Below are 17693 nucleotides of genomic sequence, written 5' to 3'. Positions count from 1 at the left end.
AGGTTCTCATGAAAGCGCTGATGGTCGCCCCATCGTGGATCGGCGACACGGTTCTCGCGCAGCCGCTGTTCCGGCGCCTGCACGAACGCACGCCCGGCCTGCAGCTCGACGCACTGGCGCCGCGCTGGGTGGCGCCGGTCCTCGAACGTATGCCGGAAATCGCACAGGTCGTCGACAGCCCCTTTGTCCACGGCGAGCTGTCGCTGAAAACACGTCACCGCCTCGCCCGCCGGCTCGCTGCAGCCGGCTATCAGCGTGCCTACGTCCTGCCCAACTCGCTCAAATCGGCGCTGGTGCCGTTTTTTGCCGGCATTCCCGAACGCATCGGCTTCGTCGGCGAGAAGCGCTACGGCCTGATCAACCAGCGCCATGCGCTCGACAAGACCGTGCTGCCGCAGATGGCCGAGCGCTTCGCCCAGCTTGCCGAGGCCCCCGGCGCGCCGCTGCCGCGACCGCTGCCGTCGCCACGACTGACTTCGAGCAACGAGCAACGCGCGGCAACCCTCGCCGAACTTTCCCTCGACCTCCCTGAAAAACTGGCGGTCTTCTGCCCCGGCGCCGAGTACGGCCCGGCCAAGCGCTGGCCGGCGCGCCATTTCGCCGCGCTGACCGACGCGCTGGCCGCGCGGGGCTACGCCGTCTGGCTGCTCGGCTCGGCGAAAGACCGGCCGATTGCCGAACAGATCGCCGAGCTGGCGCAAACGACCAGCGCGCCACGCAATCTCTGCGGCAGCACCTCGCTGAGCCAGGCCATCGACCTGCTGGCCGCAGCGTCTTTCGTCGTCTGCAACGACTCCGGCCTGATGCACGTCGCCGCCGCACTCGGCCGGCCGCTGGTCGCCGTCTACGGCTCGTCGTCGCCAGGCTTCACGCCGCCACTGTCGGAGCGGGCGCAGGTCATCAGCCTGCGCCTCGAATGCAGCCCCTGCTTCAAGCGGGAATGTCCGCTCGGCCACCTCGACTGCCTGAACAAGCTCGAACCGCAGCGCGTGCTCGACGCCTGCCTGGCGAGGAGTGCCGAATGATCGCCACCTTCGCCAGCCCCGCTGACGTCGAGGCTGCGTTCTACGAGGCCATCGCGCGTGCCGACCTGGTCGCCCTGATGAGCGTCTGGGCCGACGACGAAGACATCGTCTGCATCCACCCGACCGGCCAGCGGCTGAGCGGCACGGCAGCGATCCGTGACAGCTGGCGGAGTATTTTCGCCAATAACCCGCGCCTCAAGGTACGCCTGTCGCGCGTTCTGCGCTGGAACAGCATGCTCCTGGCGGTGCACAACGTCGTCGAGACGCTGTACATCGGCGACGAGCAAAAACCGCACGGCCCGATGCTCGCCACCAACGTCTTCCAGCGCGGAACCAGCGGCTGGCGCCTGCTGGCCCATCATTCATCGACCGCGGCCGATCGCGACCTGGCCGACAAGCGTGCCGGCGAGCGCGAGGAAAGCCCGCCCCGGATTCTGCATTGACCGGCTACCGTGCGCCGTCGTGGCTGCCCGGTAGCCACGCCCAGACGATCTACCCGCTGCTCATCAAGCCGGCTCCCCCGCGCTATCGCCGCGAACGCTGGCCAACACCCGACGACGATTTCATCGACCTTGACTGGAGCGACCCGCAGCCGGGCGTGACGACGGCGGCTTCCGCACCGCTGCTGACGCTTTTTCACGGCCTCGAAGGGAGCTCGGCCAGCCATTACGCGAGCGCGCTGATGCGCGCCACCGCGGCCATCGGCTGGACCGGCGTCGTGGTGCATTTCCGCGGTTGCTCGGGCGAGCTCAATCGCCTGCCACGCGCCTACCATTCGGGCGACAGCGACGAGATCGACTGGATTCTGCGCCGCCTGCAGCAGCTCCATTCCGACCGCCTGCGCTACGCAGTCGGCGTCTCTCTGGGCGGCAATGCGCTGCTCAAGTGGCTTGGCGAACGGGAAACCGAAGCCGCCGACTGCCTGCACGCCGCAGCAGCAGTCAGCGCCCCGCTCGACCTCAGCGTCTCCGGGCACCATCTGGCCTGTGGTTTCAACCGCGTCTATACCCGGCACTTCCTGCACACGCTCAAGGGCAAGGCGGCCGCCAAGCTGCGCCGCCACCCGGGAATCTTCGATGAGCGACGGATGCGCGCAGCGCGCAATCTGCACGACTTCGACGAACAGGTCACGGCGCCTTTGCATGGCTTTGCCAGCGCCGACGACTACTGGCGACGCGCCTCGAGCAAGCCCTGGCTGCCCGGCATCCGCCTGCCGACCCTGCTCCTCAACGCGCGCAACGATCCCTTCCTGCCCGAGCCGGCGCTGCCCACCGCCAGCCAGGTAGCCGCCAGTGTGCGGCGCGAGTTCCCGGCGCAGGGCGGCCACGTCGGCTTCGTTGCCGGCCAGCCACCCGGGCACCTTGACTGGCTGCCGCAGCGCCTTCTCCACTATTTTCAGAACGAGGTTTGAATGAACGCCACCGCCAACGCCACCGCCCTGCCCAGCGAAATCTTCAAGGCCTACGACATTCGCGGCATCGTCGGCAAGACGCTGACCAGCGACATCGTCCGCCGCATTGGCCATGGCCTTGGCTCTCTGGCCGCCGAGCGGGGTCAACAAGCGATTGCCGTCGGCCGCGACGGACGCCTTTCGGGGCCGGAGCTGGCGGCGGCACTGATGGAAGGCATCCGCCTGGCCGGCGTCGACACCATCGACGTCGGTTGCGTACCGACGCCGGTGGCCTACTTCGCCGCCCACGAGCTGGGCTGCGGCAGTTGCGTGGCGGTCACCGGCAGCCACAACCCGCCTGACTACAACGGGCTGAAGATGGTCGTCGGCGGCGAAACGCTGGCCGGCGAAACGATCCAGAGCATCCGCCGGCGCGTCGACGCCGGCGAGCTGCGCGAGGGTGCGGGGACGGCGAGCAGTGCCGACGTCCTGCCCGCCTACCTGGCGCGCATCGTCGCCGACGTCCGCCTGGCGCGAGCGATGAAAATCGTCGTCGACTGCGGCAACGGCGTTGCCGGCGTGATTGCCGGGCAGCTCTTCCGCGCGCTCGGTTGTCAGCTGGTCGAACTGTTCTGCGACGTCGACGGCAACTTTCCCAATCACCATCCCGACCCGTCGAAGCCCGAAAACCTGCAGGACGTGATCCGCGCCCTGCGCGACACCGACGCCGAACTCGGACTCGCCTTCGACGGCGACGGCGACCGCCTCGGCGTGGTCACCAAGGACGGCCAGATCATCTACCCGGATCGTCAGCTGATGCTCTTTGCCGCCGACGTCCTCAGTCGCTGTCCGGGCCAGCCGATCATCTACGACGTCAAGTGCACCCGCCAGCTGGCGCCGTGGATTCGCGAGCATGGGGGCGAACCGCTGATGTGGAAGACCGGCCACGCGCTGGTCAAGGCCAAACTGAAGGAAACCGGTGCGCCACTGGCCGGCGAAATGAGCGGGCACGTGTTCTTCAAGGAGCGCTGGTTCGGTTTCGACGACGGCCTCTACGCCGGAGCCCGGCTGCTCGAGATCCTCTCGCGCAGCAGCGACGCCGACGCCGCCAACGCCCTGCTCACGGGCCTGCCGGACAGCAGTTCGACGCCCGAACTGAACATCGCCATGCACGAGGGCGAACCCCTGGCGCTGATCGACGAGCTGCGCCGCAACGCCCGCTTCGACGGCGCCCGCGAAATCATCACCATCGACGGCCTGCGCGTCGAGTACGCCGACGGCTTCGGCCTCGCCCGCCCGTCGAATACCACGCCGGTGGTCGTCCTGCGCTTCGAGGCCGACAACCCGGCGGCACTCGAACGCATCCAGGCTGATTTCCGCCGCGTCATCCACGCCGCGCGCCCGGGACTGGAACTGCCCTTCTGAGCGCCCCGCACGAGCGCTTCGCCGAAATGGAATGCTAAGATGGCCGCACGAGATCAGCGAGACACCGGAATGCACCGCACAGATGAGCAGGCCCGATGAGTGATCAATTCCTGCAGAACGCATTCCTCTTCCGCCAGCCAATCCTGAACCGCCGGCAGGAGCTCGCCGGCTACCAGCTGTCGTTCCACGGCAGCGAAGGAATCGACGACGATGACGCTGTCTCGGCCTCGCGCGGCGCCGGCGCACCCCTGTGTGCGGCCTATTCCGAACTCGGCATGCACGGCGCCCTGGGCAATACCTGCGCCTACATCGGCGTCGACGCCGACTTCCTGCAACAGGAGGCGATCGAGCTGCTGCCACCGCCAGGTGTGGTGCTCGAACTGCTCGTCGACGGCGTTCCCGAGAAAGCCACGCTGACGCGCTGTCATGTACTTCTCCAGCGCGGCTATTCCCTGGCCTTGACCAACTACCAGGGCATCGACGACCGCAGCCGGCCGCTGCTGCCGCTCGTTTCGGTGGTCAAGATCGACCTGCGTCGTGCTGGCCAGGCCCGCCTGGAAGAGCTGGCGGGCTCGCTGCGGCAACTGCCACTCAAGCTTCTGGCGCAGGGGGTCGACAACCACGCGCAGATGGAAGCTTGTCGAAACCTCGGCTTCGCCCTCTTCCAGGGCCGCTACTTTGCCCAGGCCGAAATCGTCAGCGGCCGCCGCCTCTCGGCCGCGCACGCGACCTTGATTCGCCTGTGCAACCTGGTCGGCCGCGACGTCGACACGGCGGTGATCGAAGACGCCTTCAAACACGAGCCGGCACTGACGCTCAACCTGCTGCGCATCGTCAACTCGGTCGGGCGCCTCGGCAACCGCTCGACGCAACCGGTGACCTCGCTGCGCCACGCCATCACCCTGCTCGGCAGGCGCCAGTTGCAGCGCTGGCTATCGCTGCTGCTGCTGGCACCCGGCAACCAGGCCAACGATTCGCTCGACCCCGCCCGTTCGCCGCTGCTGCAAGTCGCCGCCCTGCGCGGGCGGATGATGGAATTGCTGGTCGCCGTCGGCAAGCCGGGAGACCACAAGCAGGCCGACCTGGCGTTCATCACCGGCATCCTGTCGATGATGCCGGCCGCGCTCGGCCTGCCGATTGAAGAAATCCTCGAACAGATCGCCGTCGAGCGCGAAGTCGGCAACGCGCTGCGTCAGCACGAAGGTCTGCTGGGAACGCTCCTCGCGCTGCTCGAGTGCTTCGACAACGACGACGCCGCCTGCTGCGACAGCCTGCTGTCCCGGCTACCCGGCAACTACGACCGGCAGACGCTCAACACCGGCCTGAGCGCCGCGCTGAGCTGGTTGAACAGCAGCCCGGACTGAGTGTTTCAGGCGCCACGGCGCGCCAGCCAGTCGCTGACGGCGAAGCCGGTTCCGAAGTCCCAGGGTTTGAGCCTTTCGGGGGCGATCAGGCGAAACTCGGCGAGCTCTTCGTTGAGGGCGATCTCGCCGCGACCGACGACGTGGTAGGCGATGATCACTTCGTGCTTGCGGGCGAAGGGATAGACACCGATCAGCGTCGTCGCCGACGCCTCCAGGCCGAGTTCTTCCCTGACCTCGCGCGCGACACCGACCACCGGGTCTTCGCCGCGCTCGAGAAAACCGGTGATCAGGCCAAACGCCCCTGCCGCCCAGGCCCGGTTGCGCGCCAGCACGATGGCGCCCTGATACTCGACCAGCGCCGCCAGCACCGGCGCCGGGTTGTCCCAATGCACGAAGCCGCAGCCGGCACTGCAGGAGAGCCGCGGCAACCCCCCCTCGTCGCTGGACTTAAGACGAGCAGCGCAGCGGGGGCAGAAATTCCAAGCGTCGCTCACTTCGCTACTTCACTTACTTCGCTTACGACGCGGCCAACAACTCGCGGACGTCGGCCAGAAAGCGATCAACGGTCTCCGGCGCGGTATCCCAGCCGCACATCAGGCGCGCACCGCCGGCGCCGATGAAGGTGTAGAAGAGCCAGCCGCGCGCGCGCAGGCCCTGCTCGACGACGCCTGGCAGGTGCACGAAAACGCCGTTGGCGTCGACCGGAAAAAGCGTCTGCAGACCCGCGGCTTCCGCCAGCCCGCTGGCCAGGCGGCGGGCCATCGCGTTGGCGTGCGCGGCGTGGCGCAACCAGCTGTCGTTTTCGAGAATCCCGAGCCACGGCGCGGAAAGAAAGCGCATCTTCGACGCCAGCTGGCCGGCCTGCTTGCAGCGGTAGGCGAAGTCCTCAGCCAGGCGGCGGTCGAAGAAGACCACCGCCTCGCCGACCGGCAGCCCCATCTTGGTGCCTCCGAAGCAGAGCACATCGACACCCGCGCGCCAGGTCAGGTCGGCCGGAGCGACGCCAAGGCCGGCGACGGCGTTGGCGAAGCGGGCGCCGTCCATATGCACGCGCAAACCCAGCTCATGGGCCGTGGCAGTGAGGGCGCGCAATTCGTCGGGACGGTACACCGTGCCGACTTCGCTGGCCTGGGTCAGCGTCACCACCTTTGGCTTCGGGTAGTGGATGTCGGTGCGCCTGGTCACCGCCTCTTCGATCGCTGCCGGAGTCAGCTTGCCCTCTTCGCCGGCAAGGGCGAGCAGCTTGGCGCCATTCGAGAAGAACTCCGGGGCGCCGCATTCGTCGGTCTCGACGTGCGCCAGCTGGTGACAGATGACGCTGTGGTAGGACTGGCAAAGCGCGGCGAGGGCCAGCGAATTGGCCGCCGTCCCGTTGAAAACGAAGTACACGTCGCAGTCGGTCGCGAACACTTCCCGCAGGCGGTCGGCAGCGCGCAGCGTCCACTGGTCGTCGCCATACGAGCGAACGTGGCCGTCGTTGGCCGCCAGCAGGGCGGCCAGAGCCTCCGGGCAGACGCCGGCGTAATTGTCACTGGCGAAATGCTGGCCGGTCGTCATCGCGTTGGCACTTGCGGTCGCGGAGCGTTGATCAATCAAAGACGCTCGGCGACCCATGCGGCCACGGAGGCCAGCGCGGCGGGCAGCTTTTCCGGTTCGTTGCCGCCCGCCTGCGCCATGTCCGGGCGACCGCCGCCCTTGCCACCGACCTGGCGGGCGACCATATTCACCAGTTCACCGGCCTTGACCCTGCCGGTCAGGTCGGCGGTCACGCCGGCAATCAGCGTCACCCTGCCGGCGCTGGTCGAGGCGACGACGACCGCGGCGCTCTTCAGCTTGTCGCGCAACTTGTCGACGGCCGAACGCAGGGCGTTGACGTCGGCGCCCTCCATGAGTGCCGCGAGAACCTTGACCCCCTTGACATCGACCGCCTGCGCGAGCATGTCGTCGCCTTGCGCCGACGCCAGTTTCGCCTTCAGGCGCGCAAGTTCCTTTTCCAGCGAACGAACGTTGTCGAGCACCTGCGCGAGCTTGGCGGGGACCTCGGCGATTGGCGCCTTGAAAGCCGCTGCCGCTTCGGCCAGCATCGTCTGCTGCTGCTGCACGAGGGCCAGCGCAACGTCCCCGGTGACCGCCTCGACGCGCCTGACGCCAGCCGCGACGCCGGTTTCGGAGACGATCTTGAACAGACCGATGTCGCCCGTTCGGCGAACATGCACGCCGCCACAGAATTCGATCGACGAGCCGATCGTCTGCACGCGCACCTGGTCACCATATTTTTCGCCGAACAGCATCATCGCGCCCGACTTGCGGGCGTCGTCAATGGCCATGATGCGTGCTTCGGCGGCGGCGTTGGCGAGAATCTCGTCATTGACGATACGCTCGACGCGGCGAACCTCGTCGGCGCTCATCGGCGCATTGTGCGCGAAGTCGAAACGCGTCTTCTCCGGGTCGACCAGCGAGCCTTTCTGCTGCACGTGCGCGCCGAGCACTTCGCGTAGCGCCTTGTGCATCAGGTGCGTCGCCGAGTGGTTGCGCACGGTGCGTGCCCGCGCAACGACGTCGACGCGGGCAGCGACCCGGTCGCCGACGACGACGACGCCGGTGCGGACGACGCCCTGGTGACCGAAAACGGCGGCCTGGATCTTCTGCGTGTCCTCGACGGCGAAAATGCCCTGCGCGCCCTGCAGCACGCCGCGGTCGCCGACCTGGCCGCCCGACTCGGCGTAGAACGGCGTCTGGTCGAGAACGACGACGCCGAGTTCGCCTTCCCTGAGTTCATCGACCGGGCTGCCATCCCTGTACAGCGCCAGCACCTGGCCGTTGAAGTCGAGCGCGTCATAGCCGTGAAAGGCCGTTTCGGGGCCGCTGTAGTCGAGTGCGGCGGCCATCCTGAACTTGCCCGCGGCGCGCGCCTGCTCCTTCTGCTGGGCCATCGCCGCGTCGAAGGCGGCGACGTCGACACTGACGCCGCGCTCACGGCAGACGTCGGCGGTCAGATCGAGGGGAAAGCCGAAGGTGTCGTGCAGCTTGAAAGCCGTGGCGCCGCTGAAAACGCCATCGCCAGCCAGGGCCGCGAGTTCGCTCTCCAGGAGACTCATGCCGTGTTCGATGGTCTCGAAGAAGCGCACCTCCTCCTGGCGCAGGACCTCGCTGACACGCTCCTGGCTACCCACCAGTTCGGGATAGGCGGCGCCCATCTCGGCGACCAGGTCGGGCACCATGCGGTGGAAGAAGGCGGCACGCGCACCCAGCTTGTAGCCATGGCGAATGGCGCGCCGGATGATGCGGCGCAGGACGTAGCCGCGCCCCTCGTTGCCCGGAATGACGCCGTCGGCGAGGAGGAAGGAGCAGGCGCGGATGTGGTCGGCGAGGACCCGCAGCGACGGGCTGTCCATGTCCGCCGACGAGGTTTCGCGGGCTGCCGCCGCGATCAGGCGGACGAAGAGGTCGATCTCGTAGTTGCTGTGCACGTGTTGCAGGACCGCAGCCGTCCGCTCGAGCCCCATGCCGGTGTCGACCGATGGTTTCGGCAGCGGGTGCATGACGCCGGCCTCGTCACGGTTGAACTGCATGAAGACGTTGTTCCAGATCTCGATGTAGCGGTCGCCCTCTTCGTCGGGCGAGCCGGGCGGACCGCCGGCGATGCCTTCGCCGTGATCGTAGAAGATCTCGGTACACGGTCCGCAGGGACCGGTGTCGCCCATCATCCAGAAGTTGTCGGAGGCGTAGCGCGCGCCCTTGTTGTCGCCAATGCGGATCACGCGCTCGGCAGGCACGCCGATCTCCCGGGTCCAGATCGAGTAGGCTTCGTCGTCCTCGGCATACACCGTTACCCACAGGCGATCGGCGGGAAGGCCGTAGACATCGACCAGCAACTCCCAGGCGTAGCGGATCGCCTCCAGCTTGAAGTAGTCGCCGAAGGAGAAGTTGCCGAGCATTTCGAAAAAGGTATGGTGACGCGCGGTATAGCCGACGTTTTCGAGGTCGTTGTGCTTGCCGCCGGCGCGAACGCACTTCTGTGACGTTGTCGCCCGCTGGTAAGGACGCTTGTCGAAACCGAGAAAGACGTCCTTGAACTGGTTCATTCCGGCATTGGTAAACAACAACGTCGGATCGGCATGCGGTACCAGAGAACTCGATTCGACGATCTGGTGGCCCTTGGACTCAAAGAACCTGAGGAATTTCTCGCGGATTTCAGCGCTGCTCATGGTGGTGCTTTTCATCGTCGTCCGTACCCGCGCGGGGTCGTTCAAAAAGCTGCGATTCTAACGTGAAAGCGCAAGCCGCGACCGGCGTATCGCCCGCTGAGCCCCAATACGGTCGGGCGCACGCCAGCACGGCTCCACTTGGCAGCGGGGAACAGGCAACGGCGCAGGAAATCTTTCAGGCACAGGCGCAGCCAGTGCAGCGTGCCTTCTTGACGAGACTTGCCGCGCGCCACCGCCGGCACGCGGCACCCACCCACACCGTCATTGCGAGGAGGCGCAGCCGACGCGGCAATCCAGCGCCACCCTCTGACTTCTTCACGGTTGCCGCATCGCCAACGCCGGAAGGAAGATCTCTGAGCTGTCGCGCACGCAGTCGATGCGATCGCTGAAAACCGCCATCACGCCGCGCCGGAAAAGTGCTTCGGCCGCGCCGAGCTCATTGACCGTGTAGCACAGCAGCGGAATGCCGTTGGCCCGCGCACGGCTCAGCACGCTGTCGTCAAGCTGCTCGGCGTCACAGTGCAGGCTCAGCGCCGCGACGCGGTTGACCCGCGTCAGCCAGTCGTCCGGCGGACGTTCGTAGAGCGCGCCGAGCGGCAGTTCGGGCGCCACCTCGCGCGCGGCCAGCAACGCGTCCTCGGAAAACGACGAGACCAGCGGCAGCTCGGTACCCGCCCAGAACTCACGGACCTGCCGAGCGACAACCTCGCCGGTCAGCACCTCGAAACCGGCGGCCGGCTTGATCTCGACGTTGGCCACCAGCCCGAGCTGCCGACAAAGCAGGGCCGCCGACGCCAGAGAGGGGACCGGCTCACCCAGAAAAGCGGGGTGCTGATAAGCGCCTGCGTCGAGCACCCGCAGCGTCGCGTCGCTGGTCTCGCAGACCCGCCCGGAGCCGTTGCTGGTGCGCTCCAGGCGTTCGTCGTGCATCAGCCAGGGCGAGCCGTCGGCAGAAAGCATGACGTCGAACTCGACTGCCCGCACTCCCATCCGGGCAGCGATACGCAGGCCGGCCAGGGTGTTCTCCGGGGCCAGCGCACCGCCACAGCGGTGCGCGAAGACGCGCGGCAGGGACCAGCCGAGCCGCGGACGAATCACTTCAAGACTTGCGCCCTGAGCGCCGCCGGGAGGACCTGGTTGCCACGCTCGACGGCATTGTCGAGCGCCTCCTTGGCCGGCTTGCGGCCAGCCCAGGCGGCTTCCAGCTCTTCCTCGACGATGATGCGCACCGGCTCGATTTGCGAAACCCGCAGCTGACGCAAGGCGCCCTTGCCCTGCAACTGCAGGTAGGCGACGTCGAGACTGGCGACGTCGGCGCGCAGGAGCTGGCTATTGGCGGCGGCGCGGGCCACCGAAGTCATCGGCAGGAAGCCCTCAAGAGCGGTCAGTTCGACCTGCAGGTCAGGTTCGAGCAGGAAGTTGACGAAGAGCGCCACACCCTTGTACTCGTCTGCCTTCTTGCCGCCCCCGACCCATAGCGAGGCACCGTCGGCGAGCGTCTGCTGCGGCGTGCCCTGCACATCGTCGTGATAGGGCAGCGCCGACACTCCGGTTTCGACCTTGCGACCCGCGCGCAGCGTTCCATAGAGCGACGACGTGCTGGTCAGCATGCCGCACTCGCCATCCGCAAAGCGCCGGTCAGCCTCGTCGCGCCGACCGAAATAGGTGAAGAACTTGGCTTTCGACCAGGTCGTCAGCATCGCCGTGTGCTTCACCTGAACCAGGCCGTTGAAGTCCAGCCTGCCCTTTGCATCGGAGACTTCACTGCCGTTCCAGGCGCTCAGATTGTCGATATGCACCCACGCCGGCCAGGAGGTGGTGTAAGGACAGGCGCTACCCGAATCGAACAGTTTGTCGGCGGCCTTCTGCGCCGCGGCCCAGGTCTTGGGCGGATTCTCGGGATCCAGACCGGCCTTGCGGAAAGCTTCCTTGTTGATATAGAGGACCGGCGTGGACAAGGCCAGCGGCAGGGCAAACAGGTTTCCTTTCGCGTCGTCGAGGCCGACGCGCAGCTCAGGCGACAGTTTGCGGCCATCGAAAGGCTGCTTGGCCTGCTTCATCACCAGGTACAGCGGCTTGAAGTCCTCCTTGCGGGTCTGGAACTGTGCCTGTTCTTCGCGCGTGACCAGATTGAGGTGTTTCGGCGCGTCACCGTCGACGCGGCGCACGACGTTGAGCTGGTAATCCTTCTGCCGCTCATTGAAACGCGCGACGAATTTCTCGAGCCGTTCGCCACGTTCCTCGTCAAGGCGATGCGAGAGGTCGATTTGTACCGGTGCCGCGAACACCGGGAAAGCAAGCGGGGCAGCAAGAACGATTGCCACCGCAGACGGGAGAAGTTTGAGTAGGCGCATGTCGATCCTGGAAATTGGGTAATAGAGCCGGTAATTATAGCCGTAGCCTGCGGCGATGGAACGGACTTCGGAGCGTTCACCTTGCAGCCAGCAACACGACAGCGCCCGGCCCGACTGACAGCCGCCTCGTGGCACGCTCGCCGAGGCCAATCCATGCCGGAAACCGGCTGTCGGAAAACTTTACACTTAGGGATTCCGGGCTTCGCCTGGCGCCCGCAGGTTATTGATATCATTGCTTCTTATCACATAGGCATGGATGTTGCTTTTTCTGTTCAGTCCAGCGCGCAGGCCTTTGGAATAGATTCCATTAATAGCTGTGCGACGGATGATCTCATGCTACGCAAGGGCACGACTGCCAAGACCCGCGTACAAAGTATTTCTGCCTCGACGACCACCGAAAAACAGGGCAACGCATAGCAGATGCCCGGACCCACAATCAGGAGCAATGCCCCATGAAGAAAAGACTTGCCGCCGCAGCCCTCTGCGCTGCGTTTGCCGCTGCACCGACCCATGCTGCCGTAACCTGGTCGTTCGACTATCTGGATGCCGTGGGCGTCGGATTCAACGATATCGCAGCAGGGGCTGCACGGCGAGGCGAACTGCAGTCGGCTGCCAACTACGTTAGTACCTTTCTGACCAGCTATACCGCGAACATCTTCATGAGTGTCGATGGCAGCGGCAATACGCCGGGCAACCTGGCGTCGGCGAGTTCGAATTTCAACGCGTCAAGACCCGCCAACGGCTTCAACGATAGGGGTGACGTGATGCTCAAGATTCTCGGTGGCGACGCCGCGGATCCCGCGGTGGGCACCGCAGACGGAACGGTGAAATGGAACTTTGCCACCAATGACTGGGCGTTGGGCAACACGTTCCAGCCCGGCGAATACGATTTCTTCTCGACCGCGGTGCATGAGCTCGTGCATGCCCTCGGCTTTGCCGCCGGTATCGCGGAGAATGGCAACGACGGATTTGGCGACGTGCCTGGCACTGCCGGCGTATGGTCGCCGTTTTCCCAATTCCTGACCAGCTACAACGGCACGCCGTTCATCGATCAGACGACGTACATTCTCGATAAAGTGATCTATGATCAGGCCCGGCTGTCCGCCGATGGCAATGGCCTGTCGGGCTGCGGAGCCGGCACCCTGTTCAACGGCCCGAATGCCGTGGCGGCAAACGGCGGCGTCGCGCCGCAGATCTACGCGCCCACTACCTGGGAAGATGGCAGCTCGGGCTCGCACCTCGATGACAACTGCTACACTGCCCCGAACACGGTCAGCACCTATATGATGGAGGCCCAGACGATCTCGGGCCTGGGTGTGCGCACGATCACCGCGCTGGAAGTCGGCATGATGCGCGATATCGGGTATACCCAGTTCGGCGTTCAGACGCAGCCACCTGGCGGCACGGTGCCCGAGCCGTCGTCCGTTCTCCTGCTGCTCGGAAGCCTCGGCCTGCTTGGCGCGGCGCGTCGTCGCAAGGCCGCCTGATCGGCAAGAGTGCAAGGTCGCCCCGTTCCGTGGCTGCCCGAGCGGTAGCCACGGCGGTGTGTCGAGCCGGCCGCGGGCCGGCTCGTTCGTTTGGAGTATTGAAGTGCAACAACTCTTTCGACGGTCAGCACTGGCGATGCTCGGCGGCGCCCTGATGGCACCGCTTTACGCAGTTGCCGACCGGATCCCGCTCGGCCTTGACATCAATCGCGGGATTTTCGTGCAGGAGATCTGGCAGGCAAGGAAGCCTCGTCTTTGCGTGGCCAATCGCACCGGCAAGGACCAGACGCTGCTTGTGTCACGCTGGCGCTCGCGCGCGCACCCCGCCGAGCCCTTGCTGCAATGGCCAATCGAAGCAGGATCGACGGTGTGCCACAAGGCAGGCAAGCTGGCCGGCGAAGCGCTGATCGAATACCGACTGGCCGACGGCGGCGCGGCCCTTGGCCTGCTTCACGCGCCAGGAGCACCCGCCACCGAGACCCTGGAAGGCAGCGGTTTCGCCAGCCTCATGGGCATCAACGGGACCTGTCCGACGCCCGGCACCTGGACCGAGCAAGCGAGTCTGTGGATCAAGGGTGGGCAGGTGGCCAGCCTGGACCTGCTGACCACCGTCGGCGCCGATGGTGCGCTGCTCGAGTTTCCGGTCGACACCCGCCTGGATCTGCCGCTTCTCAAACCCAGGTCGGCAGAATCGTCGAGTCTGCTCATCGAACACGACGGCACGCGCCTGGCGATAAAGTCGCGCCCGGACACTGTCGCGGCCACGGTCCATCGTGTCCGGCTCGAATTCGACGTGCCCGAGGTAAAGCAGCCCACCATGTATCTCCTCTCGGGTCGCCAACGCATCCTGCAAACCGGCTGGCAGTGTTTCGTGCGGGGTATCCTGGTCGAGCCTTGAGTGCAGGCCGTGGTCTCCCCGGCCGGCACCCTTCCCGTCACGGCAACGAAAAGCCGGTCGAAATAACAAAACGCCGCCGCACTTCGCGTGCGGCGGCGTAATCGTAACTACGACCGGCGGCGGTCGCGCCTACTTCTTCTTCATCGCCGGCAGATCGGTGCACACGCCTTCATAAACTTCGGCCGCCATTCCCACCGACTCGCCCAGTGTCGGGTGCGGGTGGATGGTGTGACCGATGTCGGTGGCGTCGCAGCCCATCTCGATCGCCAGGCAGATTTCACCAATCAGGTCGCCGGCTTCAGTGCCGACGATGCTGCCGCCGATGAGGCGGTGCGTTTCCTCGTCGAAGATCAGCTTGGTGAAGCCCTCCTCGCGACCGTTGGCCAGCGCCCGACCCGACGCCGCCCAGGGGAAGACGCTCTTGCCGAACTTGATCCCCTCGGCGCGGCACTGCTCCTCGGTCTTGCCGGCCCAGGCGATTTCCGGGTCGGTGTAGGCGACCGACGGGATCTGCAGGGCGTCGAAACAGCGCTTGCTGCCGTTCGCGGCTTCGGCGGCCACGTGCGCCTCGTGCACACCCTTGTGCGCCAGCATCGGCTGCCCGACGATGTCGCCGACAGCGAAGATGTGCGGCACGTTGGTGCGCTGCTGCGTATCGACGGCAATGAAGCCGCGGTCGCTGACCGCGACGCCCGCCTTCTCGGCCGCCAGCTTCCTGCCGTTCGGCGAGCGGCCGACGGCGACCAGCACCAGATCGAAGCTTTCCTTCTCGTCGTTGCTGTAGGTGACTTCGATGCCCTCACTGCTCGCCGTCGAGGCGACGACGCCGGTGTTGAGCAGGATACGATCGAAACGGTGCGCGTTCTTCTTCTCCCAGACCTTGACCAGGTCGCGGTCCGCACCGGGCATCAGTACCGATCCAAGCTCGACGACGGTGATGCGCGAGCCGAGCGCCGAGTAGACGCTGGCCATTTCGAGGCCGATGATGCCGCCGCCGATGACCAGCATGCGCTTGGGTATCTGGCGCAACTCGAGGGCACCGGTCGAGTCCACGACCCGCGGGTCGTCATTGGGCATGAACGGCAGCGCCACGGCTTGCGAGCCGGCGGCGATGATCGCCTTCTGGAACCTGACGATCTTCTTGCCGCCGTCGGCGAGCGCCACTTCGACGTGACTGGGGTCGAGAAACTGACCGACGCCGCGCACCACTTCGACCTTGCGGCCCTTGGCCATGCCCGCGAGACCGCCGGTCAGCTTGCCGACGACCTTGTCCTTGTGCGCGCGCAGCTTGTCGAGGTCAATGGTCGGGGCGGCGAAACTGACTCCGCAATCGGCCATGTGCTCCGCCTCCTCCATCACCCCCGAGATATGCAGCAGTGCTTTCGACGGGATGCAGCCGACGTTCAGACAGACGCCGCCGAGCGTTGCGTAGCGCTCGACGAGGACCGTCTTCATGCCCAGATCGGCGCTGCGGAAGGCCGCCGAATAGCCGCCCGGACCGGCGCCGAGGACGAGCATCTCGCACTCGATGTCGGCGTTGCCGCTGATCGCTGCGGCGGCCTGCGGGGGTGGGGCGACACTTGCCGCCGGCGCGGCGGTGGTCGCCACCGCGGCTGCCGGTGCTGCCGTCGACACGGCGGCGCCGGTCTCGATGAGCACCACGACCGCCCCTTCGGAGACCTTGTCGCCGAGCTTGACGCGCACTTCCTTGACCACGCCGGCGACACTGCTCGGAACATCCATCGTCGCCTTGTCGGATTCGAGGGTGACCAGCGCGTCGTCGACCTTGATGGTATCGCCAACGGCAACGCAGACGTCGATCACCGGCACGTCGTGATAGTCGCCGATGTCGGGCACTTTTGCTTCAATGACCTGGCTCATGATTTTCTCCCGATCAAAGCAGCACGCGTCGCATGTCGGCGAGCAACTGGGCAAGATAGACGTTGAAGCGGGTGGCCAGTGCGCCGTCGATGACGCGATGGTCGGCGGTCAAGGACATCGGCAGGATCAAGCGCGGCTCGAACTCGCGGCCGTTCCAGACCGGTTTCATGACCGACTTGTTGACCCCCAGGATGGCCACTTCCGGCGCATTGACGATCGGCGAGAAATAGGTGCCACCGATACCGCCCAGGCTGGAGATGGTGAAACAGGCGCCGGACATGTCTGCCGGGCCGAGCTTGCCATCGCGCGCCTTTCTCGCCAGCTCGCCGCTTTCGACGACGATCTGCGTCACCGATTTCTGGTCGGCGTTCTTGACCACCGGTACGACCAGGCCGTTCGGTGTGTCGGCGGCGAAAGCAATGTTGAAATACTGCTTCATGACCAGACTCATTTCGCCATTCTGGACGTCGAGCGAGGAGTTGAACTCGGGGAACTTCTTCAGCGCCATGACGCTGGCCTTGATCAGGAAAGCGAGCATGGTGATCTTGGTCCCCGATTTCTCGTTCTCCTTGTTCATCGCCACGCGGAAGGCCTCGAGATCGGTGATGTCGGCGTCTTCGTGGTAGGTCACCGCCGGGATCATCACCCAGTTGCGGGCCAGATTCTGCGCCGAGATCTTCTTGATCCGCGACAGCGGCTTGACCTCGACGGCGCCGAACTTGGCGAAGTCGACTTTCGGCCACGGCAGCAGGTCGAGACCGCCGCCCAGCGAAGCACCGGCGGCCGCCGCGGCGGCCGGCCCGGCGCTCAGGACGCTCTTCACGTAGGCGCTGACGTCCTCCTTGAGGATCCGCGACTTGGGACCGCTCGGCGTGACCCGGGACAGGTCGACGCCGAGTTCACGGGCGAGCAGGCGCACCGAGGGGCTGGCATGCGTCCTGGAACCGATGGCCAGACCGGCTGCGGGCGGGGCAGCGACGGCGGCGGGCGCCGCGCTGGCGGCCGGCGCCGCAGCAGCGGGCGCCGCGGCCACGGGACTCGCCGGAACAGCGGCAACGGCAGCGGTAGGCGCGCCCCCGGCGCTGTCGAGAACGACGACCACGGCGCCGGCGGAGACCTTGTCGCCAAGCTTTACCTTGATCTCCTTGACCACGCCGGCCGCCGATGACGGCACGTCCATGGTCGCCTTGTCGGACTCCAGGGTAACCAGCGCATCGTCGACCTTGACCGTGTCACCGACCTTGACGCAGATGTCGATCACCGGCACGTCGCTGTAGTCGCCGATGTCGGGCACGCTGACCTCGACGCTCGCGCCGCCAGCGGCCGGAGCCTGCGCAGCCGGAGCCACGGCGGGCGCAGCGGCGGGCGCGTTCGAAGACGCTGCGGCAGGCGCGGCGGCAGCGCTTGCCCCGGCGGCTTCGAGGACGACGACCACCGCGCCTTCCGAAATCTTGTCGCCCAGTTTGACGCGCACTTCCTTGACCACGCCGGCCGCCGAAGACGGCACGTCCATCGTCGCCTTGTCGGATTCGAGGGTGACCAGGGCGTCATCGACCTTGACCACATCGCCCGCCTTGACACAGACGTCAATCACCGGCACGTCGGTGTAATCACCGATATCAGGGACTTTTACTTCGATCATTTGACTCATCAGGGGGCTC

The 17693-nt window shown here is 66.1% G+C and carries 15 protein-coding genes; 8 read left to right on the top strand and 7 right to left on the bottom strand.

What is annotated here, in order from left to right; genetic code table 11:
* The first annotated feature begins 8 nt into the window (after positions 1 to 8).
* The 5 genes from waaF to QZ613_RS20395 all read left to right on the top strand — a co-directional run bounded on the left by waaF (position 9) and on the right by QZ613_RS20395 (position 5204).
* Entirely contained in the window at positions 9 to 1025 is a 1017-nt protein-coding gene (waaF, locus tag QZ613_RS20415; protein WP_043564845.1) for a lipopolysaccharide heptosyltransferase II, read from the top strand.
* Positions 1022 to 1468, top strand: coding sequence for a nuclear transport factor 2 family protein (locus QZ613_RS20410; protein WP_043564847.1), 447 nt, complete (start codon positions 1022 to 1024; stop codon positions 1466 to 1468). Before waaF ends, QZ613_RS20410 begins: the two co-directional genes overlap by 4 nt.
* Positions 1465 to 2436, top strand: coding sequence for a hydrolase (locus QZ613_RS20405; protein ID WP_043564849.1), 972 nt, complete (start codon positions 1465 to 1467; stop codon positions 2434 to 2436). The genes QZ613_RS20410 and QZ613_RS20405 overlap by 4 nt, the downstream gene beginning before the upstream one ends.
* Entirely contained in the window at positions 2437 to 3840 is a 1404-nt protein-coding gene (locus QZ613_RS20400) for a phosphomannomutase/phosphoglucomutase (RefSeq protein ID WP_291983794.1), read from the top strand.
* Positions 3841 to 3935: 95 nt separating this feature from the next.
* Positions 3936 to 5204: an EAL domain-containing protein gene (locus QZ613_RS20395; protein ID WP_291863764.1), complete on the top strand. Its 1269-nt coding sequence runs from the start codon at positions 3936 to 3938 to the stop codon at positions 5202 to 5204.
* Between the two features lie 5 nt (positions 5205 to 5209).
* Here QZ613_RS20395 and QZ613_RS20390 read toward each other — a convergent pair whose 3' ends face one another.
* The 5 genes from QZ613_RS20390 to QZ613_RS20370 all read right to left on the bottom strand — a co-directional run bounded on the left by QZ613_RS20390 (position 5210) and on the right by QZ613_RS20370 (position 11766).
* Positions 5210 to 5698 (bottom strand): NUDIX domain-containing protein, encoded by a 489-nt coding sequence (locus QZ613_RS20390; RefSeq protein ID WP_291863765.1) that lies wholly within the window; start codon positions 5696 to 5698, stop codon positions 5210 to 5212.
* A gap of 22 nt (positions 5699 to 5720) precedes the next feature.
* Entirely contained in the window at positions 5721 to 6761 is a 1041-nt protein-coding gene (locus tag QZ613_RS20385; protein WP_043564858.1) for a low specificity L-threonine aldolase, read from the bottom strand.
* 35 nt (positions 6762 to 6796) lie between these two features.
* Positions 6797 to 9412 carry an alanine--tRNA ligase gene (gene alaS, locus QZ613_RS20380; protein WP_291983885.1) on the bottom strand — a complete coding sequence of 872 codons (2616 nt, stop codon included), beginning with the start codon at positions 9410 to 9412 and terminating at the stop codon, positions 6797 to 6799.
* 315 nt (positions 9413 to 9727) lie between these two features.
* Positions 9728 to 10510: a glycerophosphodiester phosphodiesterase gene (ugpQ, locus tag QZ613_RS20375; protein ID WP_043564862.1), complete on the bottom strand. Its 783-nt coding sequence runs from the start codon at positions 10508 to 10510 to the stop codon at positions 9728 to 9730.
* Positions 10507 to 11766, bottom strand: a complete 1260-nt coding sequence (locus QZ613_RS20370) for an extracellular solute-binding protein (RefSeq protein WP_043564864.1) — start codon at positions 11764 to 11766, stop codon at positions 10507 to 10509. Before QZ613_RS20370 ends, ugpQ begins: the two co-directional genes overlap by 4 nt.
* Before the next feature lie 153 nt (positions 11767 to 11919).
* Here QZ613_RS20370 and QZ613_RS20365 point away from each other — a divergent pair, with 153 nt between their 5' ends.
* The 3 genes from QZ613_RS20365 to QZ613_RS20355 all read left to right on the top strand — a co-directional run bounded on the left by QZ613_RS20365 (position 11920) and on the right by QZ613_RS20355 (position 14151).
* Positions 11920 to 12183, top strand: a complete 264-nt coding sequence (locus tag QZ613_RS20365) for a hypothetical protein (protein ID WP_291901394.1) — start codon at positions 11920 to 11922, stop codon at positions 12181 to 12183.
* A gap of 35 nt (positions 12184 to 12218) precedes the next feature.
* Positions 12219 to 13253 carry a PEP-CTERM sorting domain-containing protein gene (locus QZ613_RS20360; protein WP_291983792.1) on the top strand — a complete coding sequence of 345 codons (1035 nt, stop codon included), beginning with the start codon at positions 12219 to 12221 and terminating at the stop codon, positions 13251 to 13253.
* A gap of 103 nt (positions 13254 to 13356) precedes the next feature.
* A complete protein-coding gene (locus QZ613_RS20355; RefSeq protein ID WP_291901400.1) occupies positions 13357 to 14151 on the top strand; it encodes a hypothetical protein in 795 nt (264 codons plus the stop codon).
* A 129-nt stretch (positions 14152 to 14280) separates the two neighbouring features.
* On the opposite strand, the gene lpdA is transcribed toward QZ613_RS20355, so the two are convergent.
* Entirely contained in the window at positions 14281 to 16032 is a 1752-nt protein-coding gene (gene lpdA / locus QZ613_RS20350) for a dihydrolipoyl dehydrogenase (protein ID WP_291983789.1), read from the bottom strand.
* A 13-nt stretch (positions 16033 to 16045) separates the two neighbouring features.
* Positions 16046 to 17683, bottom strand: coding sequence for a dihydrolipoyllysine-residue acetyltransferase (gene aceF / locus QZ613_RS20345; protein ID WP_291983787.1), 1638 nt, complete (start codon positions 17681 to 17683; stop codon positions 16046 to 16048).
* Positions 17684 to 17693 lie beyond the last annotated feature (10 nt).

The sequence above is a fragment of the Candidatus Accumulibacter sp. ACC005 genome (assembly GCF_907163215.1).
Taxonomy (GTDB): domain Bacteria; phylum Pseudomonadota; class Gammaproteobacteria; order Burkholderiales; family Rhodocyclaceae; genus Accumulibacter; species Accumulibacter regalis.
This window is presented reverse-complemented; position numbering and strand designations above follow the sequence as displayed.